Annotated in this window: 21 protein-coding genes; 10 read left to right on the top strand and 11 right to left on the bottom strand. The window is 47.8% G+C overall.

Features of this window, described 5'->3' with window-relative positions; genetic code table 11:
* The 3 genes from KDK18_RS10940 to KDK18_RS10950 form a co-directional block, all read right to left on the bottom strand.
* On the bottom strand, window positions 1–1,187 hold a 1,187-nt coding region (locus tag KDK18_RS10940), incomplete at its 3' end, for a hypothetical protein (RefSeq protein ID WP_257254934.1).
* Window positions 1,188–1,221: 34 nt separating this feature from the next.
* Window positions 1,222–1,728: a hypothetical protein gene (locus KDK18_RS10945; RefSeq protein WP_257254935.1), complete on the bottom strand. Its 507-nt coding sequence runs from the start codon at window positions 1,726–1,728 to the stop codon at window positions 1,222–1,224.
* A gap of 355 nt (window positions 1,729–2,083) precedes the next feature.
* Window positions 2,084–3,835, bottom strand: coding sequence for a hypothetical protein (locus tag KDK18_RS10950; RefSeq protein ID WP_257254936.1), 1,752 nt, complete (start codon window positions 3,833–3,835; stop codon window positions 2,084–2,086).
* Between the two features lie 230 nt (window positions 3,836–4,065).
* On the opposite strand from KDK18_RS10950, the gene KDK18_RS10955 reads away from it, so the two are divergent.
* A complete protein-coding gene (locus KDK18_RS10955; RefSeq protein WP_257254937.1) occupies window positions 4,066–5,283 on the top strand; it encodes a phosphopentomutase in 1,218 nt (405 codons plus the stop codon).
* Window positions 5,284–5,350: 67 nt separating this feature from the next.
* Window positions 5,351–6,061 (top strand): purine-nucleoside phosphorylase, encoded by a 711-nt coding sequence (gene deoD, locus KDK18_RS10960; RefSeq protein ID WP_257254938.1) that lies wholly within the window; start codon window positions 5,351–5,353, stop codon window positions 6,059–6,061.
* 49 nt (window positions 6,062–6,110) lie between these two features.
* On the opposite strand, the gene serA is transcribed toward deoD, so the two are convergent.
* Together serA and KDK18_RS10970 are read right to left on the bottom strand one after the other, a co-directional pair.
* Window positions 6,111–7,340 (bottom strand): phosphoglycerate dehydrogenase, encoded by a 1,230-nt coding sequence (gene serA / locus KDK18_RS10965; RefSeq protein ID WP_257254940.1) that lies wholly within the window; start codon window positions 7,338–7,340, stop codon window positions 6,111–6,113.
* 241 nt (window positions 7,341–7,581) lie between these two features.
* Window positions 7,582–7,842: a DUF4404 family protein gene (locus tag KDK18_RS10970; RefSeq protein WP_257254941.1), complete on the bottom strand. Its 261-nt coding sequence runs from the start codon at window positions 7,840–7,842 to the stop codon at window positions 7,582–7,584.
* A 153-nt stretch (window positions 7,843–7,995) separates the two neighbouring features.
* On the opposite strand from KDK18_RS10970, the gene KDK18_RS10975 reads away from it, so the two are divergent.
* Window positions 7,996–8,658, top strand: a complete 663-nt coding sequence (locus KDK18_RS10975; RefSeq protein WP_257254942.1) for a fumarylacetoacetate hydrolase family protein — start codon at window positions 7,996–7,998, stop codon at window positions 8,656–8,658.
* Window positions 8,659–8,730: 72 nt separating this feature from the next.
* Window positions 8,731–9,114 carry a response regulator gene (locus KDK18_RS10980; RefSeq protein ID WP_257254943.1) on the top strand — a complete coding sequence of 128 codons (384 nt, stop codon included), beginning with the start codon at window positions 8,731–8,733 and terminating at the stop codon, window positions 9,112–9,114.
* Between the two features lie 14 nt (window positions 9,115–9,128).
* Here KDK18_RS10980 and KDK18_RS10985 read toward each other — a convergent pair whose 3' ends face one another.
* From KDK18_RS10985 to KDK18_RS10995, 3 genes are all read right to left on the bottom strand, one after another.
* Entirely contained in the window at window positions 9,129–9,530 is a 402-nt protein-coding gene (locus KDK18_RS10985; protein ID WP_257254944.1) for an acyl-CoA thioesterase, read from the bottom strand.
* Between the two features lie 104 nt (window positions 9,531–9,634).
* Window positions 9,635–11,017 carry a TRAP transporter large permease subunit gene (locus KDK18_RS10990; protein ID WP_257254945.1) on the bottom strand — a complete coding sequence of 461 codons (1,383 nt, stop codon included), beginning with the start codon at window positions 11,015–11,017 and terminating at the stop codon, window positions 9,635–9,637.
* Window positions 11,010–11,528 carry a TRAP transporter small permease subunit gene (locus KDK18_RS10995; RefSeq protein ID WP_257254946.1) on the bottom strand — a complete coding sequence of 173 codons (519 nt, stop codon included), beginning with the start codon at window positions 11,526–11,528 and terminating at the stop codon, window positions 11,010–11,012. The genes KDK18_RS10990 and KDK18_RS10995 overlap by 8 nt, the downstream gene beginning before the upstream one ends.
* Before the next feature lie 356 nt (window positions 11,529–11,884).
* On the opposite strand from KDK18_RS10995, the gene KDK18_RS11000 reads away from it, so the two are divergent.
* Window positions 11,885–12,850: a PstS family phosphate ABC transporter substrate-binding protein gene (locus tag KDK18_RS11000; protein WP_257254947.1), complete on the top strand. Its 966-nt coding sequence runs from the start codon at window positions 11,885–11,887 to the stop codon at window positions 12,848–12,850.
* 58 nt (window positions 12,851–12,908) lie between these two features.
* Here KDK18_RS11000 and KDK18_RS11005 read toward each other — a convergent pair whose 3' ends face one another.
* Window positions 12,909–14,231, bottom strand: coding sequence for a Na+/H+ antiporter family protein (locus KDK18_RS11005; RefSeq protein ID WP_257254948.1), 1,323 nt, complete (start codon window positions 14,229–14,231; stop codon window positions 12,909–12,911).
* A 176-nt stretch (window positions 14,232–14,407) separates the two neighbouring features.
* The gene (locus tag KDK18_RS11010; protein ID WP_257254949.1) at window positions 14,408–16,981 is read right to left on the bottom strand and encodes an RING finger domain-containing protein; all 2,574 of its coding nucleotides are present in this window, start codon (window positions 16,979–16,981) and stop codon (window positions 14,408–14,410) included.
* Between the two features lie 350 nt (window positions 16,982–17,331).
* On the opposite strand from KDK18_RS11010, the gene KDK18_RS11015 reads away from it, so the two are divergent.
* The 4 genes from KDK18_RS11015 (at window position 17,332) to phoU (ending at window position 23,047) form a co-directional block, all read left to right on the top strand.
* A complete protein-coding gene (locus KDK18_RS11015) occupies window positions 17,332–19,605 on the top strand; it encodes an ABC transporter permease subunit (RefSeq protein WP_257254950.1) in 2,274 nt (757 codons plus the stop codon).
* A gap of 15 nt (window positions 19,606–19,620) precedes the next feature.
* Window positions 19,621–21,285 (top strand): phosphate ABC transporter permease PstA, encoded by a 1,665-nt coding sequence (pstA, locus tag KDK18_RS11020; protein ID WP_257254951.1) that lies wholly within the window; start codon window positions 19,621–19,623, stop codon window positions 21,283–21,285.
* 91 nt (window positions 21,286–21,376) lie between these two features.
* A complete protein-coding gene (pstB, locus tag KDK18_RS11025) occupies window positions 21,377–22,273 on the top strand; it encodes a phosphate ABC transporter ATP-binding protein PstB (protein WP_257254952.1) in 897 nt (298 codons plus the stop codon).
* A gap of 48 nt (window positions 22,274–22,321) precedes the next feature.
* The gene (phoU, locus tag KDK18_RS11030) at window positions 22,322–23,047 is read left to right on the top strand and encodes a phosphate signaling complex protein PhoU (RefSeq protein WP_257254953.1); all 726 of its coding nucleotides are present in this window, start codon (window positions 22,322–22,324) and stop codon (window positions 23,045–23,047) included.
* Window positions 23,048–23,114: 67 nt separating this feature from the next.
* Here phoU and KDK18_RS11035 read toward each other — a convergent pair whose 3' ends face one another.
* Window positions 23,115–23,933, bottom strand: coding sequence for a hypothetical protein (locus tag KDK18_RS11035; RefSeq protein WP_257254954.1), 819 nt, complete (start codon window positions 23,931–23,933; stop codon window positions 23,115–23,117).
* 202 nt (window positions 23,934–24,135) lie between these two features.
* On the opposite strand from KDK18_RS11035, the gene KDK18_RS11040 reads away from it, so the two are divergent.
* A partial coding sequence (locus KDK18_RS11040) for a cysteine peptidase family C39 domain-containing protein (protein ID WP_257254955.1) occupies window positions 24,136–24,481 on the top strand: 346 nt, incomplete at its 3' end.

The raw sequence follows: 24,481 nt of genomic DNA on the forward strand, positions 1-24,481 counted from the left end.
TCAGAGTCGCTGCTGTCAGAGTCACTGCTGTCAGTGTCATAATGAGAGTTCACGGCAAAACCATAGTGAGACCCAAACCAATCCACGAAATCTTGCAAGTAATTTATCCGTTGTCCCAGGTGTTTTCTCTTCTTCTCTTCTTCGCTGAGCTCTCCCCGTGCTGCCTCGCCATGTTTAGCTCCATCAGCCTGCTCATTGGCACTGGCGTCAATACTTCGGTCAAGCATTAACAGAACTTTCCTTGATTGTTCTAAGAGGGCCTGAAATCCTGTGCCGAGGGTTACCATTATGAACTCGTAATCATTTTTTTCAGTAAACGTTTTTTGTAATTGTTGCTCTATGTATTTTTCCAGAGCCAGAAGTAATTGTTGAAATAATTCAGGATTTTCATTCCCCGGGTTTTCTTTTGCGTCGGTTATTAACTTTTGGAATACTTGAAATAATTTTTGTTCTTTGCCTTCAGAATCAGTAATGGTTTGATCCCAATTAGATGCAGTAAAATAACTCGACATATTGTCAATGAGTGTTTTTGCAAACTGTATAACGTAAGGATCAAGAGTCATGCTTATGGCATCAATTAAATTAATGAACAGGTTATTAGAGGCAACCAATTGTGATTTTTTTTTACCAAATCCTGTTAATTCTAACACCTTTAGCATTCGTTTAGCTGATTTTATATTACGCTCATAAAGTGGTAGTCCGATCTTATTAACACCACGGTTGAGTAGATTGGATACTTTTTCTAACACTGGATTCTGGACTTTTGTCTCGGATTCTTCAGCTTCTGAAGTATTTTTGATTTGTTTCAAAAAAAAATAAACGCGCATTTCTTCCTGCTTTCTTAGTCCAGCGAAGATTATTGCTGATTTTCTAACATTTTCTTTTAAAACGTCTTGATCTTCTGTGGGTTTGTCTGTGCCTAAAAGGTCACCTTTTATAGTATGGAGTTTTTCGATACCAGACAAGTCACAGGCGTGCAGTAGGAATGATAGAAAAAATTCATAAGCCATTTTATGGGGTAGCTTCTCTGAATTGATGGCCGTATAGTAAGCCAACATCAAGAGTGCAAGGCTCTGTTTTTGGTTTGGTTGGCCCATATCGACTGGCGTTGTGGTACCCTCAATGGACGATAGGACTAAATGCATTGTTATCATGTGACAATCAACCGGAATGCGAAGAGTTTGCATCAATTTCACAAGCATGCCATCAATTGTCAGGCTCTCATCGGGGGGGGGTGACCGGAACGAAGTTCAACAGAGTGTCTAAGGTTTCTTGATCAATGCCTGTATTCAATTCCCGGATAATGTCACTCACTTCTGCGTGGGTCATGGGCGGGAGCGGAATTGTCGATAAAGGCCGTGGTATTTGTGCTCCAGCGCCTTCCGATTCTTCTGAATGCTCATCCGTTCTTTGTCCTTGTTCGTTTTCATGGTTCATAGCAAAGACAAGGTTGGTCGCATTCGTGTTGAGAGCTATAGTAGGGATATTCCCTACGTAGGTATTGTGATTAATCAAATCGTCCAGAAAGCTGGACTCTTTTGTTGTTTTTTCTAAAACAAGCCTCTCCTCCACTGGCGTTGATAAACCATTTTTTGCCAGTAGTTCTGAACAGGGGCAAACCATCATGATGAGGCCGAGGGAAGCAGCAAGCGACTGATTAGGCTTGCCAAGATGGCAAAACATTGATCGTTTTGGTGTTTCAGGCAAGCGAGATAAGAAGTTATTCATCCACATCTGCTCTCATCAGTTTACAAATGTCCTGACAAAGTAGTCCATGTATTGCAGCAGTGCTCAATTTTAAGCGAAAGCCGGTCCCAGCCTGATCGCGCAGCCAGCTCCGTTTTCTAAGGCATTACCAAGAGCTCAGAGCTTCGTTCCCTTCAATCGTGGTTCAAAGCTTTTGGACAGGACGAGGCAGACAGAATGCAGGCTTTAATCGAACAATGCAGGACGCTGCAGAGCATCCGGCTATTGCCACTGAAGTTAGGGGTCACGAATGGATCGGCCGAAGCTACCGCCACGGAGTCAGTAGCCTGCCGGGAAGCATACTATTGGTATTCGGCCTGACAGAACAGGAAAAAAATTAATATTGAACTCCGTCAAGATTACCTCTGTCAGATTCACTACCGCAGGACTCACTGCTGTCAGAGTTATAAGGAGATCTTATGGCAAAATCATAGTAATACCTGCACCAATAGATGAAATCCTCTAAGGATTCTGTTTGTTCTTTCAGGTATTTGTTCTTCTCTTCACTGCTAAGCTTTCTTTCTTCTGATCCCTCGGCAGCCTCGTCGTGTTTGGCTTCATCAGCCTGCCCGTCGGCATCGTTGTCAGTCGTTGGGAGCATTGCAAATATAGCTTCTGATTGCTCCAGCAGATCCGTAAGTCCAGAGCTTAAGGTTAACATTATGACTTGGTAATCATTTGAGGCAATGAAAATTTTATGTAATCTTTGCGCTATGTATTTTCTTATGGCTGTAAGTAATTCTTGAAATAATTCAGGACTTCTATTTCCCGGCTTGTCTTTTGCGGCAGTTAATATCTTTTTAAATATTTCAAATAATTTCTGTTCTTTGCCCTCAGAGTCAATAAAGGTTTGATTCCAATATGATGCGCTAAAATAGCTCGACATATTGTTAATATTTTCATTTGCGGATTGTATATCGAAAGGATCAAGCATCATGCTTATGACATGAATGAAAGTCATGAACTGACTATTCGAAGCAATTAATTCCGGGTTTCCTTCACCATGTTCTTCTATCAGCGTTAGCATACGTTCATAGGATCTTATATTACGCTGATAAAACGGTATTCCGTTCTTATTAAGGCCATTGTTGAGTAGACCGGAAGCTTTTTTTAGCACTGAATCGTCGAATGATGTCTCGGAATCTGAAGCTTTTAAGCGAACGTCCATTTGTTCCAAAAACCTAATGCGCATTTCATCCAGCAACCTGAGGCCAACGAAAACTGAAGCAGATTTTTTAACATTCGCTTTTAAAATTTCGTAATCTTCTATTGGTTTATCTGTACCTAAAAGGTCACCTTTTTGAGCATGGAGTCTCTCGATACCAGACAAGCCAGAGGCGTGCAGCAGGAATGAGTTAAAAAAGTCATAAGCTGTTTCAGGGGATACTCCATTTGAATTGATGGCTGTATAGTAAGCCAACAACAACATCGCAAGGCTTTGCCGTTGTTCTGGTTTGGTCAAATCGACAGGAGATTGGGTACCCTGGATAGAAGGTAGTACGACTTCCATCATTTTCTGGCTATCATCGTCCAAAATGCGGTGAGTTTGTATCAATTTCCGAAGCATGCTTTCAATTGTCAGGCTCTCATTGGGCGGGGTTACAGGGATGAAGTTCAACATAATGTTTAAGGTTTCTTGATCAATGCCTGTATTTAACTCCCGGATAGTTGCAATGACTTCTGCGTGGGTCATGGGCGGGAGTGGAATTGTCATTAAAGACTGCGGTAGTTGTGCTCCAGCACCTTCCGATGCCTCTGAATGCTCCTTTTTTTCGCCTTGCTCATTTTCATGGTTCATGGCAAATATAAGATGGCTTGCAACCGAATTGAGAAAATATCGAGAGTCTTCCCCTATATAATCATAATGGTTAATATACTCGTCCAGTAAGTTAGACTGCTTAGTTCTTTTATCTTCAACAAATATCTCCTCCTCTGGCGTTGGCAGAAGATTTTCTGCCCGCAGTTTTGAACAGGGGTAAGCCATTATGATGAGGCCGAGGGAAGCAGCAACCCACTGAATAGCTTTGTCACGATGGATGAATATCGATTGTCTCACCGTTTCGGGTAATCGAGAAATGGAGTAACTCATCAACATCAGCCCTCTTTGGTTTATGAATGCCCTGATAAGGTAGTCCCCGGATTGCACAAGTGCGCAATTTTAAGCGCCTTCCTCAGTTGAGCATAGGGTGAGCGTGTGAAAGTGCATTCAGCTCAGTTACTTTCCTGACTCTCTCTGGATTAGGTATTAATCACTGTGCTGCTCTGTATCTTTCTGAGTAATAATTAAGGGACTCGCAAGGAGTTGGTAGGGTATCTCACATGAAACGAGCAATTGTCCTGGTGATGGACTCGTTCGGAGTTGGCGCCAGCGCTGATGCCGATCAGTTTGGTGATGCAGGCTCAAACACGATTGGCCACATCGCCAAGGCCTGTTCACAAGGCGAGGCAGACATTGGTCGACGGGGTGTACTTGAATTGCCAATATTTGCCAGTCTTGGTTTGTTGCACGCGGCTAAAGATTCCTCAGGGGCCTTTCCTGCCGGCATGAACACCGATGTAAAGCTGATCGGTGCCCACGGTTACGCCAGAGAAATTTCCAGTGGTAAGGACACCCCCAGCGGTCACTGGGAAATGATGGGTGCTCCTGTATTGTTCGACTGGGGCTACTTCAAGGATAAGGAGAACAGTTTTCCACAGGAACTGCTGGATCAACTGGTCGAAAAATCCGGAATACCCGGTGTTATAGGTAATTGCCATGCTTCAGGGACAACCATTCTGGAACACCAGGGCGAAGAGCACATGCGCACTGGCAAGCCCATTGTTTACACATCGACTGACAGCGTTTTTCAGATTGCCTGCCATGAAGAGACTTTTGGTCTGGAAAGACTGTATGAAGTTTGTGAAATCGCTCGTGAGCTGCTTGACCCCTATAATATTGGCCGTGTCATAGCCCGTCCTTTCGTGGGTGATGACGCCGGAGACTTCCAGCGAACAGGGAATCGACGGGATTACTCTGTTTTACCACCTGCTCCCACCCTGCTGGATAAGCTGGTGGCCAGTGGTGGCGAAGTGCTCAGTGTCGGAAAAATCGCTGATATTTTTGCTCATCAGGGTATTACCAAAAAGTTCAAGGCGACCGGCATTCCGGCTTTGTTTGAAACCACCATGCAAGCTCTGGAGTCGGCCGGAGATCGTTCCCTGATCTTTACCAACTTTGTTGATTTTGATTCATCCTTTGGCCATCGTCGTGATGTGGCTGGTTATGCCCGTGCTCTGGAAGAACTGGACGCCATGATGCCGAGACTGCTCAACGCCATGCAGGAAGACGATGTGCTGATCATCAGTGCTGATCATGGCTGCGATCCTACCTGGCACGGTACAGACCATACCCGTGAACATATACCCGTGCTGGTCTTTGGCAAAAAGGTGCCGCCGGTTTCACTGGGTGGGCGGGAAACCTTCGCAGATATCGGCCAGAGTCTGGCCAGTTTCTTTGATCTGGAGCCCATGGACTATGGGACCAGTTTTTTGTCATAAGCTGGGCTGACTATTTACACGCGTGCTCTGCACGGCCCGCTTTTTGATAAGCTTTAGAGAGGAAAAAATGACCCCTCATATTCATGCCAAACCCGGTGCTTTTGCCGATGTCTGCCTGATGCCAGGTGATCCACTCCGTGCCAGGTACATTGCCGAGAACTTTCTGGAAGGCGCTGAACGGGTAAACGATGTTCGTAATATGTTTGGTTACACCGGAACATATAAGAATCGTCGTGTATCAGTAATGGGTTCAGGGATGGGCATTCCTTCAGCCTCCATTTACTACAAGGAACTGATCACTGAATACGGTGTGAACAAGCTGATTCGCATTGGTTCCTGTGGTGCAATCTCTTCCGATGTGAAGCTGCGCGATATAGTGATTGGTATGGGGGCGAGCACTGACTCGAAAGTGAACCGTATCCGATTTAATAACCACGACTTCGCAGCTATTGCAGATTTTGGTCTGCTGGAGAATGCCGTCAAGAGTGCCCGTGACAAAAGGATGCCGGTAAAAGTTGGTAATATCTACACTTCGGATCTTTTTTACAGTCCGGATATTCAGATGTTCGACACCATGGAAAAGCATGGCATCCTGGGCGTTGAAATGGAAGCAGCAGGCCTTTATGGCGTATGTGCGGAGTTTGGTGCCAAAGGTCTGGCAATCTGCACTGTCAGTGATCATATTCGTAAGGGCGAGGCCTTGTCTCCTGAAGACAGGCAGACCTCCCTGGACGAAATGATCGTGTTGGCTCTGGACTCTGTGCTGGTCGGAGACTGATCCCCCCATCGCTCCTGTCAGATCTCTGACTGGAGCTTGAGCGCCTGACTCAGTATAGAACCCGGCAACGAATGGTACCGTCGATTTCTTTCAGCTTCTCCAGTGCAATCTCACTGTGATCGGCATCTACGTCAATGACCACATAACCGACGGATTCATTGGTTTGCAGGAACTGACCGCTGATGTTGATGTTGTTCTGGGAGAAGACCTTGTTGATGGCTACCAGCACTCCGGGAATGTTCTCGTGAATGTGCAGGATGCGATGCTTGTCGGGATGTCCAGGCAATGACACTTCGGGGAAGTTCACAGACGACAAGGTTGTACCATTGTCGCTGTACATAATAAACTTCTCGGAAACTTCACGACCGATATTTTCCTGCGCTTCCTGAGTACTGCCACCCACGTGAGGCGTCAAAATCACATTATCCAGTCCACGCAGAGGGCTGACAAACTCGTCATTGTTAGAGCGTGGCTCTTCCGGGAAAACATCAATCGCAGCACCCAGCAACTTGCCTGTTTCAATCGCTGAGGCCAGAGACTGAATGTCGACAACGGTTCCACGAGAAGCATTGATCAGAACGCTACCTTCTTTCATGGCCGCAAACTGCACTTCACCAAACATCCATTGAGTGGCGGGTGTTTCAGGAACGTGCAGGCTGACAACATCAGACATGGCCAGCAGATCATTCAGACTGCCGACCTGACTGGCATTACCGATGGACAGTTTGGTTACCACATCGTAATAATAAACGTCCATGCCCATGGATTCAGCCAAAACACTCAGCTGGCTTCCGATACTGCCATAACCAATAATACCCAGCTTTTTGCCGCGAATCTCATAGGAATTGACGGCACTCTTCTGCCAGCCACCCCGGTGAGCAACGGCATTCTTTTCAGGTACACCTCGCAAAAGAAGAATGGCTTCAGCCAGAACCAGCTCAGCGACAGAGCGCGTATTGGAATAAGGGGCATTAAAGACCGGAATTCCCCGGGAGGTAGCAGCATCCAGCTCCACCTGATTGGTACCGATACAGAAACAACCCACAGCAATCAGCTTCCGGGCTGCAGCAAAGACGTCTTCTGTCAGCTGGGTTCGGGATCGAATGCCTACAAAGTGTACTTCGGAAATCCGGCGCTTCAGCTCTTCTTCCGGCAGGGACTTGGATACATAATCAATATTGGTATAGCCGGAAGCTTCAAGCACTTCCACAGCAGACTGATGAACCCCTTCCAGAAGAAGGAATCGAATCTTACTCTTGTCCAGGGAAATAGAGGGCATAACAATAGCTCGGATATCTTTTTATCTACCATGAAAAGTACTCCAGCCAAAAGAGTGTGAAGCACGGTCTATGGCTGAATACAACCGGAGTCATCTGGTTTTATAACCGACCGGGGTGGGGATAATAGCATAAAAAAGAGAAAAACCCTTACCTTGGGTGTATAAATGCTACGCTCGTTGCCCAATCACAACTTCAGGGTTTAAACCTCAGGTGCAGAGCAGTTATGATGAATTTTTTGTTTCAGACACCTATGCTTGATAGCGTAGTCAGAATCTGCCTGATAGCCTGAGACAATGCAGGATGTTCTTCGGAAAACTTGATCGCTTCCTGTTCAAGCTGTTCATTGTAATCCTGCAGGGGAATGTCACCTTCCGCCTGAGCCAGAGCCAGCTGTAGCTCATCGGTAATTTGCTTGAGCGCCCCTGCAGTACAATCATCCACTGGCTGTCCTTCAAGCAGGTCATGCAGATTCTGGATATTTAGGTGGAGTTCTTCAGACATGACGCGCTCCTGTGATCAGGTTAATCTGGAAAACAGAATCTTTGTACTGTGAATGATAGCTTCAGCAGTCGAACCCGGCTGATAAATACTAGCGATGTGCCAGATCATGAGCAAAAGAAAAATACAAGAACAAACAAGCAACAAGGAAGCCTTATGAAGTACAGGCACCATTGGCTAAGTGGCGACCGCATTGACTTGCCGACCGGCAAAGTGGTCTGTGTTGGTCGAAATTATGCCGAGCACATTCGGGAGTTGAATAATCCACTGCCCGATGACCCGGTGTTGTTTATCAAACCTTCAACATCACTGACATCTCTGGAAATGCCCTTTGCTATTCCCATTGATCGCGGAGAAGTTCATTACGAAACAGAAATAGCGATTCTGATGGATACCCGACTCCACAATGCCAGCGAGAGTGAGAGCATAAATGCCATCAAGGCGATGGGACTGGCACTGGATCTGACACTCCGGGATGTCCAGTTCCGGCTGAAAGAAAAAGGGCTGCCCTGGGAAGTGGCCAAAGCGTTTGATGGCAGTTGCCCTGTTTCGGGGTTTGTTGCCAGAGAGCACCTGCCCAATTTTGATGACATTCGCTTCAGCCTTAAAGTCAATGGTCAGACACGTCAGGAAGACACTTCAGCCCATATGCTGACCTCCATTCCGGGACTGATCAGCTACATAAGCCGCCATTTCACACTGGAACCCGGTGATATTGTCCTCACAGGCACTCCGGCCGGTGTCGGTCCTCTGAAACAGGGAGACCAGCTGGAATTGGCTATTTCTGAGCGGTTTAGTCTGGCAACATCCTGTATCTAAAGAACTCAGTATTTTTTCAGATATTGATGGTATAGAAATCAGGCCACAGGCAAAGGAAGGCCGGTGTCAGCGATGGAAACCCACAGCCTCCACATTCTGGTGGTGGAAGATAGTCAAGTGAACCAGATGGTGGCCAAAAAGCTGCTGGAAAAGTTAGGCTGTACCTGCAAAATGGCCCGCAATGGTCAGGAAGCGCTAGACATGCTTGAGACTTCAGAGGCCTTCGACCTGATTCTTATGGATTGCATGATGCCCATCATGGATGGTCTGGAAGCCAGTGAAAAAATCAGAGCCTCCGGCCAAAGTTACGCCGGTATACCCATTATTGCCTTCACAGCGAGTACCTCGGAATCGGATAAGATCGCTTGCAAGTCTGCCGGTATGGATGATTTTCTGGACAAACCGATCACACTTGCCGGCTTATCAGAAAAGCTGGCTCTGTGGACCAGATGCTGAAACTGCCTTGATTCCTAAGGGCTTCCGTCACTGTGGATCCGACTCGTTCTACCTTCTGAATCTATGGCTACAAAAACCATACTGGCTTCAGTCAACTTGGTACGACCGTTTTTGTCTTCAACCCAGGCTTCTACCACTATCCGAATCGACGTTTTGCCGACCTCTGTCACCCTTGTGAACAGTGCAAGAATATCGCCCATTTTCACTGAGCGCATAAAACTCATACTTCCGATGCTCACAGTGACAACACGTCCTGTAGCAATCTTTCTGGCCATAATCGAACCGGCCTGATCGATCTGCATGGCGACCCAGCCACCAAAGACATCGCCTGTCGTATTGACGGACTGGTAGTCCGCCAGCACTTTCAGTGTTAGTTCTCCCTGAGGTCCGGGAGCAAGATCATTATCCAGTTCCATATTACTCTCTTGTATTTAATGTTTTTATTTTTTGGCGCAACTGACTCTGAAAATCCTTATAGCTTAAAAAGAGTGTCAGGTTGTTTCTTGCGCTCAGGATCTTCTTAACCGTAAAACTTTTCCGGAAGCCATGTAGCTATTTCCGGCCAGACTGCCAGTGCACACAGCAATATCAGCTGGATCATCACAAAAGGCACGACACCTTTATAAATATCAGACGTTGTCACTTCTGTGGGAGCCACCCCCCTGAGATAAAACAGCGCAAAGCCAAATGGCGGTGTCAGAAATGAGGTCTGCAAGTTGATAGCCATCATGATGCCCAGCCAGACAGGATCGAGTCCCATGGCCAGCAGAACCGGTCCGACCAGAGGCACGATAACAAACGTTATTTCAATAAAGTCCAGGATAAATCCGAGCAGGAACATCACCAGCATGACCACCAGAACCGCTGTCAATTTCCCTCCTGGCATATGGGTGAATAACTCATGAATCAGCTCTTCGCCGCCAAAGCCCCTAAACACCAGAGAAAAGACAGAAGCACCGATCAGGATTAAAAACACCATGCAGGTCACTTTTGTCGTATTAGACAGTGTTTTGGATAACGTCTGAAACGTTAACTGTCGTTTCATTACAGCTAGCAAAAAAGCACCGATTGCACCCACACCCGCTGCTTCTGTTGGTGTCGCGGCTCCTGCCAGAATCGATCCCAGCACTAAGCCAATCAAGAGCAGTGGGGGCAACAGATTCATGAGCAGATAAGTATTATCCCCCTCATCATAAGCCCCGATATCTTCATCAGACAGACCAGGCGCCGCTGCCGGATTGCTCCAGGCTACGATCAGCAGATAGAGAGCATAGGCAGCCACCAGAATCAGGCCGGGGATAATAGCCCCGACAAACAGATCACCCACCGAAACGGTTTCGGGAGAGAAGATTCCCATCTTCAGCTGGGCCTGCTGGTAGGCTGTGGATAAAACATCGCCCAATAAAACCAGAGCAATGGACGGAGGGATAATCTGACCGAGACTGCCGGTGGCACAGATGGTTCCTGTGGCCAGAGACGCGGAGTAACCCCGCTTCAGCATGGTGGGCAAAGACAGTAAGCCCATGGTCACAACCGTTGCTCCGACAATACCGGTACTGGCAGCCAGCAGCATCCCGACCAGGGTGACGGATAGCCCCAGACCACCTCTCATTCGTCCAAAAAGGCGAGCCATACTTTCCAACAGCCCTTCAGCCACTCTGGACTTTTCCAGCATGCAGCCCATGAATACAAACAGAGGCACAGCCATCAGAGTCTGATTGGTCATTATGCCAAACAGGCGACTGGGCAGGGCATTGAGAAAAGACGGGTCAAACAATCCGGTCAGAACGCCAACCCCGGCAAAAGCCAGGGCAGTACCCGCCAGTGAAAAGGCTACCGGATAGCCCACCAGTAACACCATGCAGACGGCTGCAAACATCAGTATTGGAATGTACTCAGCCATCTTCCGGGGACTCCTTCCCTGCGAGAATAAGCACGGACCGCAATAACTCTGCCATGCCCTGCAACAGCAGGGTGACAACAAACACCAGAATCAGGCTTTTCAAAAGATACACCAGCGGTAAGCCGCCCGGGTCCGATGATGTTTCCATGATCCTCCAGGAACGGGAAACATAGTCAAAACTCATCAAACCAATAAACAGGCAGACCGGGAACAACAGAAACAGGGTTCCCAGGCCGTTCACCCATCCCCGTTGTCTGGCGCTCATACGGTTGTAGAAAACGTCTACCCGAACATGACCGCCCTGCTTCAGCGTATAGCTGCTGGCACCGAGAAAAATAAGTGCGTGGAAATACATCGCCAGTTCCTGAAGGGCAATGGAACCGGAGTTGAACCAGTAGCGAAGAACAACGACGAGACAGACACTGACGACCAGTAACAGGTTAAACCCGCTCAGAAGACGTCCAAATCTCTCTGTTAATCCATCAATACCGGCGACTGCTGTTCTTATCATTTTCCAGCCGGTGGTCATTTTTATCCTGCCTGTTACATCAATTTATTATTATTCTTGTTGAGAAAATTTCTGCCATTCTGTTGGTAGAAGATCCGTTCTTCAGGAACATGTCCCATGATTGTTGTCCGGAATTATAACGACAGCTTGAAAGCAGTTGTACCCTGTCCGGGCATTTCTTCAGCAATCTTCAATCAGCAAAAGATTGAAGACAGTGGTACCACGTTATGAATATTGCGGATAAACAGCTGTCACTTTCAGTCATATAACTGTCACATTTTCATCTTATAGTTTTTGCCAGTAGACAAATGCCTGTAGCTGTAAGAGAGGCTAAAAAAATCCCTTTAGGAGAAATACGAATGAAGCTTAAAGCTCTGATAACAACAATTGCCCTTGTGACTGGGATGCAGGCTGCCTCTGCCAGTCAGATCGACGCTGAGATCCCAACTTATAAGAAAGCCAGCGGCGTATCAGGCAATCTATCCAGTGTCGGTTCTGATACTCTGGCCAACCTGATGACCCTGTGGGCAGAGGATTTCAAGCGTGAATACCCAAATGTGAATGTACAGATTCAGGCTGCAGGCTCTTCTACTGCGCCACCCGCTCTGACTGAAGGGACTTCCAACATTGGCCCCATGAGTCGCAAGATGAAAGACAAGGAACTGGAAGCTTTTGAGAAAAAGCACGGCTACAAGCCCACTGCAGTTCCAGTTGCAATTGACGCTCTGGCGGTTTTTGTCAACAAGGACAACCCTATCAAGGGTCTGACCATGGCTCAGGTGGACGCTATTTTTTCCTCTACCCGCAAGTGCGGTGGCGACAAAGACATCAGTACCTGGGGTGGTGTAGGTCTGGAAGGAGCCTGGAAAAACCGCTCAATCCAGCTTTACGGCCGTAATTCAGTATCCGGCACCTATGGTTACTTCAAGAAAAAAGCCTTGTGTAAAGGTGACTTCCGTAACAACGTAAACGAACAGCCTGGTTCTGCTTCTGTCGTTCAGTCTGTCAGTGCTTCTGTAAACGGCATTGGCTACTCCGGTATTGGCTACCAGACTTCCAGCGTCCGTACCGTACCCCTGGCCAAGAAAGCCGGTCAGCCATTTGTTGAAGCAACGCCAGCTAACGCTGTAAACAACTCTTACCCACTGTCTCGTTTCCTGTATGTATACGTCAACAAGCAGCCCAACAAGAAGCTGCCTCCTCTGGAAGGCGAATTTTTGAAGATGGTGCTGTCTCAGCAAGGTCAGGAAGTGGTTGTTAAAGACGGTTACATCCCACTCCCTGCCAAGGTTGTTGAAAAGTATCTATCTGAACTTGATCTTTAATTCACAGATTCATAAGTGATTCGCACGGGGCCATCTGGCCCTGTTTGTGTTTTCGGAATCAGAGAATCATGGCGGCAATCCAGCCAAAAATGATCATCGGGATGTTAAAGTGCAGAAAGGTAGGAATCACCGAATCCCGAATGTGGTCGTGCTGACCATCCACATTCAAACCGGCGGTGGGACCAATGGTGGATTCCGAAACCGGAGAGCCTGCATCACCTAACGCTCCGGCGGCTCCCACAAGACAGGCTATGGCCAGTGGCGTAAAACCAAGTTCCATACCCAGTGGCACATAAAGGGTGGCAATGATCGGAACCGTTGAGAACGAAGAGCCAATCCCCATCGTGATTAGCAAACCGACCAGAAGCATAAGAATGGCCGCAAGGGCCTGACTGCCTCCCACAAAAATCTGCACCTGACTCACCAGTGCCGGAATATCTTTTGTTGAACGCAGCACTTCCGCAAAGCCCGCGGCCGAGATCATGATGAAGCCAAAAACGGCCATCATTCGCAGGCCCTCATTGAATACCTCATCCGCTTCCCGCCAGTAGACTACCCGCCCGATGACCATTGTAATAAAACCCATTGCGGCCCCCAGAACCATGGAACCTGTCATCAACTGACTTACCAGCACCAGCACGATGGCAATGGCAGAGGTAATGATGGCAGCCTTGCTTAACTGAACATCTTGTCCGTGGATCAAAAGGGTTTCTTCTACACGATAGGCTCTCGGCTTTCGATAACTGAAAAAAACCGCTATCAGTAATCCCAGAAACATGCCAAAAACGGGAATCGCCATCGCCAGTGGCATCTGGCTCAATTCAATATCCAGCCCATTTTCATGGAGGTTGCCACCAAGAATCTGGTTCAGATACACACTGCCAAACCCTATAGGGAAGAGCATGTAGGTCGCGGTAAGTCCAAAGGTAATAAGGCAGGCTACCTGACGACGATCAATTGCCATAGCACTGAATACCGATAACAAAGGAGGAATCAGTATGGGAATAAAAGCTATATGGATAGGTATCAAGTTCTGGGAAGAAAAAGCCATCAACACAAGCGTCAGGAACAAACTGTATTTTAGCTTTACATTATTCTGCGAATTGTTGCTGCCTTTCACTTTGCGAATGATCTTCCCGGCCATCCACTCGGGTATGCCGGAGCGACCAATGGCCATGGCAAAAGCCCCCAGCATAGCGTAACTGATGGCAATGCCCACACCACCGCCCAGGCCTCTTGAAAATGCCTCAAGCGTCTGGACAATATCCAGACCTCCAATCAGTCCCCCGGCCATAGCCCCAATAAAGAGCGCCAGAACCACATTCACGCGCAACAAACTCAATGCGAGCATGACGGCGACAGCCAGAATCACTGCGTTCATATTATTTCCACATTGTACTTTATCGTTATTACGGCCAGCGGCTATCTACTGTGAAGCATGAACAATAGCGGCATAAGTAGATTGTAGTTAATTGCTTTGTTTTTCCCGCAAATAGAGAGTGAACAGGCCAAGCAAGCATTGGAGCAAAGAGGTATCCATGAAAAAGCAGTCTGGAATCAATTACCTGACGACTTGCTCTTATATTGATCTACTAATGGCCTGAGTGCCCGTGCCCGCCGGGCAACGGTCCTATCATTACTACCTTCTGCATTGCTCAACCTCACATAGACATTATTATCATCTTCAGGCCAGCAGGTCCTTCTTCCTATCTGCATTTGTGACACCAGATCCTGCACGGAGCACAAATTAACGGCTGGCTCAAGCGCCCGTGCTTGCTCGGCTATGACCGGATCATCGCACCCTTGTGCACTTCTCAACCTTGTATAGATGTAACTGTCCTCATCAGGCCAGAACTTTTTCCCCGCCTGCACTAGTGACACAAAATGCCGCACAGAGTAAAAATTAATTAATGGCTCAAGTGCCTCGGCCTGCTGAGCTATGGCCGGATCATTGCTACCTTTTGCAATACCCAACCTTTTATGGATATACCTGTCATCATCAGGCCATCTCTCTCTCCTTGCCTGTATCTGTGCCACCTGATACTGCGCAGCGTACAAATTAGCTAATGGATAAATGGCCTGTGCCTGCTCAGCAATAGCCGGATCAGCGCTATCTACCAAGCTTCTCAACGATCCCAGATGGACATAACTTTCATCTCCGGGCCAGCTCCTTCTCCCTGCCTGCACTTCTGAAACCAGATGCTTGGCAGAGTACAATTTCGCCAATGGATAAAGTGCCCTTGCCCGCCCAGCAGTAGGTATACTATCGGGATTTAATACCCTCCATGCCTCAATAGTGGTTGCATCAGTACCAAGTATCGCAATATTCAGCATTACGAAAACACTATGGTCATCTTCAGGCCAGACCCCTGTTCCAGCCTGCATTTGTGACACCAGATGCTGCACGAAGTGCAAACAGATTGTCGGCTTAAGTGCCCGTGACTGCTCAACAATGGCCGGATCATTGCTACCTTGTGCCGTTCTCAATCTTAGAGCGATAACACGGTCATCGTCAGGCCAGGGCTTTCTCCCTGCCTCAATGTGTGACATCAGATGATGCAAGGAGTACAAACTAACTGACGGCAAAAGTGCCCGCGCCTGCTCAGCAATGTCCGGATCATTGACACCTTCTGCCATTCTCAATTCTAAAAAGATATGCCCATCATTTTCAGGCCAGGTTGCTCTCCCTGCCTGCACTTGCGACACCAGATGCCGCACAGAGTAAAAATTAACTAATGGCCAAAGTGCCTGTATCTGCTCAGCAATGTCCGGATCATTGCTGCCTCCTGCACGAATCAACCTTTCATAGACATGCCTGTCATTTTCAGGCCAGGTCCCTCTACCTAACAGCATGTCCTTCAGAAGGTGAGTCACCTCTTGCATTTCTTTCAGGGCCTCTTTCAGGATCTCTTTCCGGATCAGAAAGCGACTCAGAGCACTCAGATCATGCCGACAGATTGGGCAGTAAGGATTTATTTGCCCATTAGCTTCTGTTGTTAGCCGCGGTCTCATGCAGTCCATATGGAACAGATGCATACATGATGTTTTCACCACGTCGTCAGATTGTTCAAAATTAAGCAGGCATACGCTGCAAGTTTTTCCAGCATATTCAACCTCCTGCGCTTCTTCAAAGTCATTCGAATCAGATTGAGGCAGCATAAATACGGGATACAACATAACTGTTTCTGACTGATGCACCTGCCCAAAACCCGGCAAACCTTTCCCTGATAGTTGAGCAAGTAGTTCCGAGGCATCCAGCGGTACCTGGCTGAATAAAGACTTATTGAATGCCTTCTTCTGGGAAATCCCTGTTAAAGCCGCAGATAAATCTGTGTCGCTGACGAATTGTCGGGATGCATTGGAAGTGGTGAGATATCCATTATGAAACCACTGTTTTGCCCGCTGGCTGATCCCGGCCAGAGCCAACAGGTAGTCAAACTGCCAGTCGGGCATATTAAGCAATCCCTTGCCAGGAATGCCGGGTATAAATGGAGGAGGTGTTGGTGGGTCGGGTGGAAATCCACTTCCTGATAATCGCAAGGCGCGTTCAGGTGCTGATGAGGGCGATTCTGGCAGTGCGGAGCTCGTGCTATTTTTCTCTCTTTTCTCATAAAAATTATCTGAAGACATCAGCCACTGCCACAAAGATGACAGGAGGGAGCCAAGCTGCTGGACAAATGAACCCGTGCCATCATCAATTGACCAGACCGGTGAGGATATATAGAACCATTGCGTTCCTGCCTGCGCTGCTTCATAGCTATCTGTAACCCCATCACCCTCGCCATTGGCGGTTCCATCTGCCTGCAATTCGGGGTCGATACACAAGAAGTTTCCTTCTTCCATTGAGGGAATGTCGAGATCGCCATTCAGGAAATAACAGCTACATGAACCTTCAGCCATTGGCACCCTGCCAATATAATAAGCGTTGGTGACGAACAGGGTTTCTTCAAGCGAGGGCAGAGAGCCTTCAGGAAAAAAGCAGACAAATTCGGGTACCAGACATCCCTCTTGATCATATGTCCCACTTGCAACGATGAGCGTACGTCCCCGAGAGTTGGCAGCAGCAAGTCCACTGATGGCCGTAGAGAGCAAGAGTGTACATACGAAGGAAAACAGTTTTAAGTTGCACACAAATTTTCGCTTTTCTTCAGTCGGAGCCTCAGTGTAGCTCATAGTACGTGGGCGCTTGCTCAAAAGTTAGCAATCCCATCAGCACTCACTGCGCAGCTCGCCTTCTTTCAGGAAAAACCAAAAAGCAAAGACCAGTAAAAGTGGATGTACTATAAGTATCGAAATAGAGTGTAAGTTGGCTGCAGCGCTTTTCAGACAGTTCATTCGGTCACGACTGTTTATCGACACTGACGGGGATACCGTTTTGAGATACTGAGAGCTGCAGTTTGGCTCTCATTTTTTTCAATTTTGTCATATTTCTGTAACACAGACCTTTTAAGGTACGCTCAATAATCTCTGCGACCAGTGCCATGTATCAACCAACAATAGAAGACAGCCCTGGTGTCGATTACAACACCCCGGCTCATAAACGTCATCAGTCACTTCGCTTTTTCAAAGATTACCTGACCCGCTGGGGTGTAGCGGTAGGTGGTCTTGGTGTTATTGCCGCCATCCTTCTGATCTTTATCTACCTCCTTTATGAAGTAGCGCCCTTGTTCAAAAGTGCAGAAATTGAACCCACCAGTACCTGGACACAGACGATTGCCGGGGAGCAGCGCCCGCTCTATCAGAGCATGGAAGAACAGGCTGAACTGGCGTTCTCCATCACTGCCGACGGGGCCCTGACTTTTGCATCCACCCAAACCGGAGAGCAGAAATATCGCTATTCCCTGCCCCTTCCTGCCGGAACCTCAGTTACCACAATTACGAGTGCACCATCCGACAACAACCTGCTGGCAGCCGGTCTCAGCAACGGTCAGGTCATTATTTTCAAGCATGCTTACCAAATTACCTGGCCTGATGACAAGCGTTTGATCACACCCAAGGTCACCTACCCATACGGTGAAGAAGCGATTGATCTGGTAGCGGCTAACCAGGCTGTTTCACACCTGAGTATCAGTGACAGTGAAACTCAACTGTTGCTCACCGGTTATGGTGACAAGCGCCTCTATATGACCGCTTTTACCAAGGAAGAAGACTTCCTGACGGAAGAAGTCACGCTGGAAGAAGAAACGATCACCCTGCCTGCAGTGAATGGGTCTATTCACGATGTCCTCATTGCTCCGGATCAGCATTGGCTTTTCGTTCAGTCTGGTGCCGACGGCCTGACATTGATCGATATCAGCAACATTAATGAACCTCACGTCGTTTCAGAAACTGATCTGACTACCGACTCCGCCAGAGTAACGACCATGACGTTCCTGCTGGGTGGAGTTTCTCTGCTGATAGGCGATGAAACTGGCATGGTCAGCCAGTGGTTCATGGTCAGAGACGAACAAAACCAGTGGCACTTGCAAAGAGTTCGTGAGTTCGAGCTGGCCGGTGAACCTATTACACAGATAGTGCCTGAGCATCGCCGAAAGGGGTTTCTGGCAGCGGATGATAAGGGCAATGTTGGCATTTTTTACACCACAGCCAACAGAACCCTGTTGACTGAGAAGTTGACCAACGGCCCTGTTGAGCAACTGGTTATTGCCCCCCGAAGCAACTATATGCTGGTGAGTAGCAATGGCTCTACCGAATTCTGGCATGTTGACAATGAGCATCCGGAAGTATCCATGTCGGCTCTCTGGGGTAAAGTCTGGTATGAAGGCTATGAGAAGCCAGAATACATCTGGCAGTCATCCGCATCGAATAATGACTTTGAGCCAAAGCTGAGCCTGACCCCTTTGGCCTTCGGCACTCTCAAGGCCGCCTTTTACGCCATGTTACTGGCCACACCTCTGGCAATAGCCGGAGCCGTCTATACGGCTTATTTCATGGCACCTGCCATGCGCCGTAAAGTAAAGCCTGTGATTGAATTGATGGAAGCGCTGCCCACGGTCATTCTGGGTTTTCTGGCCGGTCTCTGGCTGGCGCCCCTGATCGAAAACAGTCTGGCGGGAATATTTGCGCTCTTGCTGATTGTTCCGATAGGCATTTTGCTCTTTGCTTTTGCCTGGGACTCGATGCCCGGTCGAATTCGTCACGCTATTCCGGAAGGTTGGCAAGCGGCCTTGCTGATCCCTGTTGTGCTGATCAGTGGTGCCATTGCCATGAATCTTAATGGAACCATTGAAGCCGCCCTCTTTAATGGCGACCTGAGAACCTGGCTGACGTCTGAGCTGGATATTCCTTACGATCAACGTAATGCTCTGGTCGTAGGACTGGCTATGGGGTTTGCAGTGATTCCCACCATCTTCTCTATCGCAGAGGATGCCATTTTCAGCGTTCCCAAACATCTGAGCTATGGATCTCTGGCACTGGGTGCGACGCCCTGGCAGACATTGGTGCGTGTTGTATTGTTGACCGCCAGCCCGGGCATATTCTCTGCCGTGATGATTGGTATGGGCCGTGCCGTGGGCGAAACGATGATTGTACTGATGGCTACCGGCAATACGCCAATCATGGACGCCAATATCTTTGAGGGCATGAGAACCCTGGCTGCCAACATTGCTGTAGAAATGCCGGAATCTGAAGTGGGCAGCAGCCACTATCGAATTTTGTTCCTTGCTGCACTGGTGCTCTTCCTCTTCACCTTTGTGGTTAATACTGCTGCTGAGATGGTTCGTCATCGACTGCGCAAGAAGTACAGTTCGCTTTAAGGAAGGAGCCGGAACATGAGCAATAAAATAAGCAAGTGGTATCAAACGGGTTCCCCCTGGGTCTGGCTGAATGCCGGAGCGGTCGCCATCAGTGTCATTCTTGTTGTCGGTCTTCTGGGTCTGATTGCAATCCGCGGTCTCGGTCACTTCTGGCCTGGACAAATTCTGGTGGCAGACTATGCCCCTCCCGGTCAGGAATCCCGGTTGATCGCTGGAGAAATAGCAGACACGGAAACCGTTTCTGCAACCCGTATTGAAGCGGCGGGTCTCCCGGTTCCGGAGGGCGTGGAAACACTGACTCGTGATTTGCTGAAAGTCGGTAACAGAGATGTCTCAGGCTCAGACTTTGCCTGGGTGATTGATCGTTGGCTAGAGAATCGCCGTTATCCTGAAAATATCGTTGCCCTGGAACGCCGTGAGTGGGGTAATTTCTACGGTTATCTAAACAGCATAAAACAGGACGGCAACGTCGTTGTAGAAGGCGATGCGGCTTGGCCAGAGTTCCAGAAGAGGCTGAATAGAGCTCTATCTATCTACAATGAAATCTACGCCATTGAAAAGCACGAAATAGGCTCCGTTAACGCTAAACTGGAACGCCTCCGTCTTGAACAGCGAGCCCTCGAACTCGATGGTACAGCCACCCCTCAAGCGCTTGCGGATATCGAAGCGCAACGGAAGGTCTATCAAGCTGAGTATAAGGTGATGGAAGCCAGACTGGGTGATTTGTATGTCGCTTTCAACCGTGACAGTCTGGTGGCTACAACCGTTGATGGTATAGAGATTGAGCAATCTTTTGGCAAAATCGTTCGGGCCTATAAACCTAATGCCATGACCCTGAGCCAGAAAATGCTTTTTTATCTCGACAAGGTCGGCGAATTTATCACTGACGACCCCAGAGAGGCGAACACAGAAGGAGGCGTTTTCCCAGCCATTTTCGGTACTGTCATGATGGTGATTCTAATGTCGATCATCGTGACTCCCTTTGGTGTAATAGCGGCTGTCTACCTCCGGGAATATGCTAATCAGGGCTGGCTGACACGAACCATTCGCGTAGCCGTAAATAATCTGGCCGGTGTCCCTTCCATTGTCTACGGTGTATTTGGCCTCGGTTTCTTCATCTACTTTGCCGGTAGCCAAATTGATCAGGTGTTCTTTCAGGAAGCTTTGCCAGCACCGACCTTTGGTACTCCCGGGTTACTCTGGGCATCAATTACTCTGGCCTTATTAACATTACCCGTTGTCATTGTTGCCACAGAAGAGGGGCTTTCACGCATTCCAAGCTCGGTCCGTGAGGGCAGTCTGGCACTGGGGGCGACCAAAGCAGAAACACTTTGGCGTGTCGTTCTGCCTATGGCCAGTCCTGCCATGATGACAGGGTTGATTCTTGCTGTTGCCCGTGCGGCTGGTGAGGTTGCGCCCCTGATGCTGGTGGGTGTGGTTAAGCTGGCTCCCAGTTTACCTCTGGATAGTAATTATCCATTCCTGCATCTGGATCAGAAATTCATGCACCTGGGCTTCCACATATACGATGTCGGCTTCCAGAGTCCTAATGTAGAAGCGGCCAGACCACTGGTTTACGCCACAGCTCTTCTTCTGGTTATTGTCATTGCGGTTCTTAACCTTTCAGCAGTGGCTATTCGCAACCATTTGCGTGAAAAATACAAGAGCCTGGAAGCATGAGACTGATTCGCTACAAAAAAACAGCCTTGAGCTATAAAAAAGTTTCCCTGAGTGTGCCAGGAAGGTTTAATTACGTATTAAAGGTAACATCATGCTGGATGAGGCACTGGATTTGAATACACCCACCCGGACAGAGAACAAACAGAGCAGAGTCACTCCTGAGACCAGCTCAACACCGGCGTTTAACCTCGAGAGTCTGGGACGCAGCCGTCGTAAGCTCAGTCTGGAACAGGAAGAAAAATGTCTGGATATCAGGAATTTGAACCTGTTTTATGGTGAGAAGCAGGCTCTGCACGATATCTCCCTGACCATCCCGAAACGCAGGGTCACTGCTTTCATTGGTCCATCAGGCTGTGGTAAATCGACTCTGTTGCGAAGTATGAACAGAATGAACGATCTGGTTGAAGGCTGCCGCATCGAAGGTGCCATTCAGCTGGATGACCAGAATATTTATCAGCAGGGTGTCAATGTCGCGGATTTACGCCGCCGCGTTGGCATGGTATTCCAGAAGCCAAACCCCTTCCCGAAGAGTGTCTATGAAAATGTCGCCTACGGTCTGCGCATTCAGGGCATCAACAAAAAGCGTATTCTGGATGAAGTCGTTGAATGGGCTTTACGCAGTGCGGCACTTTGGGACGAGGTTAAGGATCGCCTGCATGAAAGCGCCCTGGGCATGTCGGGTGGGCAGCAACAGCGTCTGGTTATTGCCCGCACAATTGCGGTAGAGCCAGAAGTTCTTCTGCTGGACGAACCGGCTTCAGCCCTGGATCCTATTTCAACGTTAAAAATCGAAGAACTGATTAACAAGCTCAAGTCCAGGTTCACCATCGCTATCGTTACCCACAATATGCAACAGGCAGCTCGTGTCTCAGACTACACAGCATTTATGTATATGGGTAAGCTCATTGAATTCGATGATACGGATACGCTGTTCACAAACCCGCAACAGAAACAAACTGAAGACTATATAACCGGCCGTTACGGCTAAATGCCATAGCTTAAGAATGCCATTGCCAAGAAAGCACCTGGAAAACTCATGGATACCAAAAGCGAACTTCTTAGCCATCATATTTCCCAGCAATTCAATCATGAACTGGAGGAGCTGCGAAATAATCTCCTGTCCATGGGTGGGCAGGTTGAAAAGCAGGTATCCGATGCGATCAATGCCCTGATCAATGCTGACAGTGAAGGGGCGATAGTGGTCTGCGAGAAAGACACAGACATTAACTATATGGAACTGGCTATCGATGAAGAGTGTTCCCGCATTCTGGCCAGACGCCAGCCAGCGGCCAGCGACCTCCGTCTGGTTATTTCCTGCTCCAAGGCCGCAACCGACCTGGAAAGGATTGGTGACGAGGCAGCAAAAATTGCTCGCTTTGCTATCAGCCTCAGTGAACAGGGAGAAGCGCCCAAAGGTTATATCGAGACCCGTCACATTGGTAACCATGTACGACAGATGGTTCAGGATGCACTCAATGCTTTTGCCCGTTTTGATGCTGATCTTGCTCTGGCAGTTGCCAAAGAAGATAAAACGGTCGATCGGGAATACAAGAGTGCAACGCGGGAACTGGTCACCTACATGATGGAAGATCCAAGATCCATCACCCGGGTTCTGAACATCATGTGGGTATTGAGATCATTGGAGCGGATTGGCGATCATGCCCGTAACCTGGCGGAATACGTTATCTATTTGGTCAAAGGGACGGATGTACGTCACATTGGTATTAAAAGAATCCAGGAAGAAGTCTTCGATAAGACCTGATCACTAAACTTCATTAGATCGCATTCAATAAAAACCCGAGGCGTACAGGACTCGGGTCTTTTGTACATCAGTTTTCCAGGCGAAGTCTGTTGAAAATGGCCTGCCCCAGAGGAATAAGATCTTTGTCTTTATCAGACACTTGATTAATTTTGTCTTGTAATGAATCTTTGTCATCGGGAAGCAGTCTGTCCGTCATATCGTAGTAGAGCATCAAAGTATTATGCAAAAAGTTAATACCGTTTATGCCCAAACAATTGATCGCAAAAGTTTTGAATTCAGCACCATCTTCTGCTTTATCAGAAACTTCAATGACATTCAGTTGTTCAGAGGCACGCACAAACTTATATAAAAAACCTGCCTCATTTAAGAGCCCCTTTAATTTGTCATGATTTTCTTCTAAAACACCAACCTCATCAAAAAGATCACGTAATGCCTGACACACAGCTTCCGGGTTGGGCAGACGGTCTTTAGCAATGGACAAAGCCTTAAAAACACTAGACTCCAGTTGAAAGAGGATATCTATTAACTCGCTGGCCAATGCTTTAGCCTCGTCAGAAGAAAAATCTTCGATACCAGCGCCTTTATCAACCAGTTTTTCCAGAAAGTCTTTCATCGACGATCTTGCTCTTTGCTCATAATGTTCAAGACGCCAGTTATGAAGTCTGGTGGCCACTTTCCATGGAGCCGCTTTCCGTTTATGAATTGACTTGTTAAATGACAATTCGGTTTTGGATGGGCTACTGGCTTTATCTAAAACCGTCGTTAAAACTTCAAGAGCTTGAACCAGTTTGCCACAAAACTTCCCATATAATCTTTTACAATCATTTTTAAAACCGGAAGGGCTTAAATGATTCGCAGCAAAAGACTTGATTCCTTCAAGACTCAAAAAACACCTCCTTGTCAAAAGAACATCAGACTGAATTTCTTATGTTATTTAAAACAATCAAACGTCAGATATAAGACACTCTTCAATTGCTTTCTCATTAATTATTTAAGACCAATAAACTGCGCTAGTATTAATTTCAGATACCTTTTTACAGAATAAGCAGTACCTCTGTTCTTTTATTTTTATTTCAGTGGTAGGAACCATGAATTACAGTGCAGCTGCAGAAGATGCGAACGAAGAGTGGGGTATACCTGAGAGCGACCAAAAGGAGTTTGATCCTTTACTGGAATGCCTCAGTATTCTGACCAAGCATTATGGAAAGCCCTTTTCTCACGATTCTCTTCGAGCCGGATTACCCTTGGAAAACGGCAAATTGACTGCAGAGTTGTTTTCCCGTGCAGCAGAAAGAGCGGGCCTTGCGTCGAAAACTCACAAAAGAAAATTAAAAGACATTTCTCCTCTGGTCACGCCTACTGTCCTTTTTTTAAAAGGACGTAAAGCTTGCATTTTGATTGATATCGATCATGAAGAAGGAAAAGCCCGTGTGA

This window comes from Endozoicomonas sp. SESOKO3, assembly GCF_024606255.1.

Excerpts from the sequence above, each read along its gene's own strand:
- KDK18_RS10945 (WP_257254935.1), bottom strand. The coding sequence starts at position 1,728 with ATGAATAACTTCTTATCTCGCTTGCCTGAAACACCAAAACGATCAATG.
- KDK18_RS10950 (WP_257254936.1), bottom strand. The coding sequence starts at position 3,835 with ATGAGTTACTCCATTTCTCGATTACCCGAAACGGTGAGACAATCGATA.
- KDK18_RS10955 (WP_257254937.1), top strand. The coding sequence starts at position 4,066 with ATGAAACGAGCAATTGTCCTGGTGATGGACTCGTTCGGAGTTGGCGCC.
- deoD (WP_257254938.1), top strand. The coding sequence starts at position 5,351 with ATGACCCCTCATATTCATGCCAAACCCGGTGCTTTTGCCGATGTCTGC.
- serA (WP_257254940.1), bottom strand. The coding sequence starts at position 7,340 with ATGCCCTCTATTTCCCTGGACAAGAGTAAGATTCGATTCCTTCTTCTG.
- KDK18_RS10970 (WP_257254941.1), bottom strand. The coding sequence starts at position 7,842 with ATGTCTGAAGAACTCCACCTAAATATCCAGAATCTGCATGACCTGCTT.
- KDK18_RS10975 (WP_257254942.1), top strand. The coding sequence starts at position 7,996 with ATGAAGTACAGGCACCATTGGCTAAGTGGCGACCGCATTGACTTGCCG.
- KDK18_RS10980 (WP_257254943.1), top strand. The coding sequence starts at position 8,731 with ATGGAAACCCACAGCCTCCACATTCTGGTGGTGGAAGATAGTCAAGTG.
- KDK18_RS10985 (WP_257254944.1), bottom strand. The coding sequence starts at position 9,530 with ATGGAACTGGATAATGATCTTGCTCCCGGACCTCAGGGAGAACTAACA.
- KDK18_RS10990 (WP_257254945.1), bottom strand. The coding sequence starts at position 11,017 with ATGGCTGAGTACATTCCAATACTGATGTTTGCAGCCGTCTGCATGGTG.
- KDK18_RS10995 (WP_257254946.1), bottom strand. The coding sequence starts at position 11,528 with ATGATAAGAACAGCAGTCGCCGGTATTGATGGATTAACAGAGAGATTT.
- KDK18_RS11000 (WP_257254947.1), top strand. The coding sequence starts at position 11,885 with ATGAAGCTTAAAGCTCTGATAACAACAATTGCCCTTGTGACTGGGATG.
- KDK18_RS11005 (WP_257254948.1), bottom strand. The coding sequence starts at position 14,231 with ATGAACGCAGTGATTCTGGCTGTCGCCGTCATGCTCGCATTGAGTTTG.
- KDK18_RS11015 (WP_257254950.1), top strand. The coding sequence starts at position 17,332 with ATGTATCAACCAACAATAGAAGACAGCCCTGGTGTCGATTACAACACC.
- pstA (WP_257254951.1), top strand. The coding sequence starts at position 19,621 with ATGAGCAATAAAATAAGCAAGTGGTATCAAACGGGTTCCCCCTGGGTC.
- pstB (WP_257254952.1), top strand. The coding sequence starts at position 21,377 with ATGCTGGATGAGGCACTGGATTTGAATACACCCACCCGGACAGAGAAC.
- phoU (WP_257254953.1), top strand. The coding sequence starts at position 22,322 with ATGGATACCAAAAGCGAACTTCTTAGCCATCATATTTCCCAGCAATTC.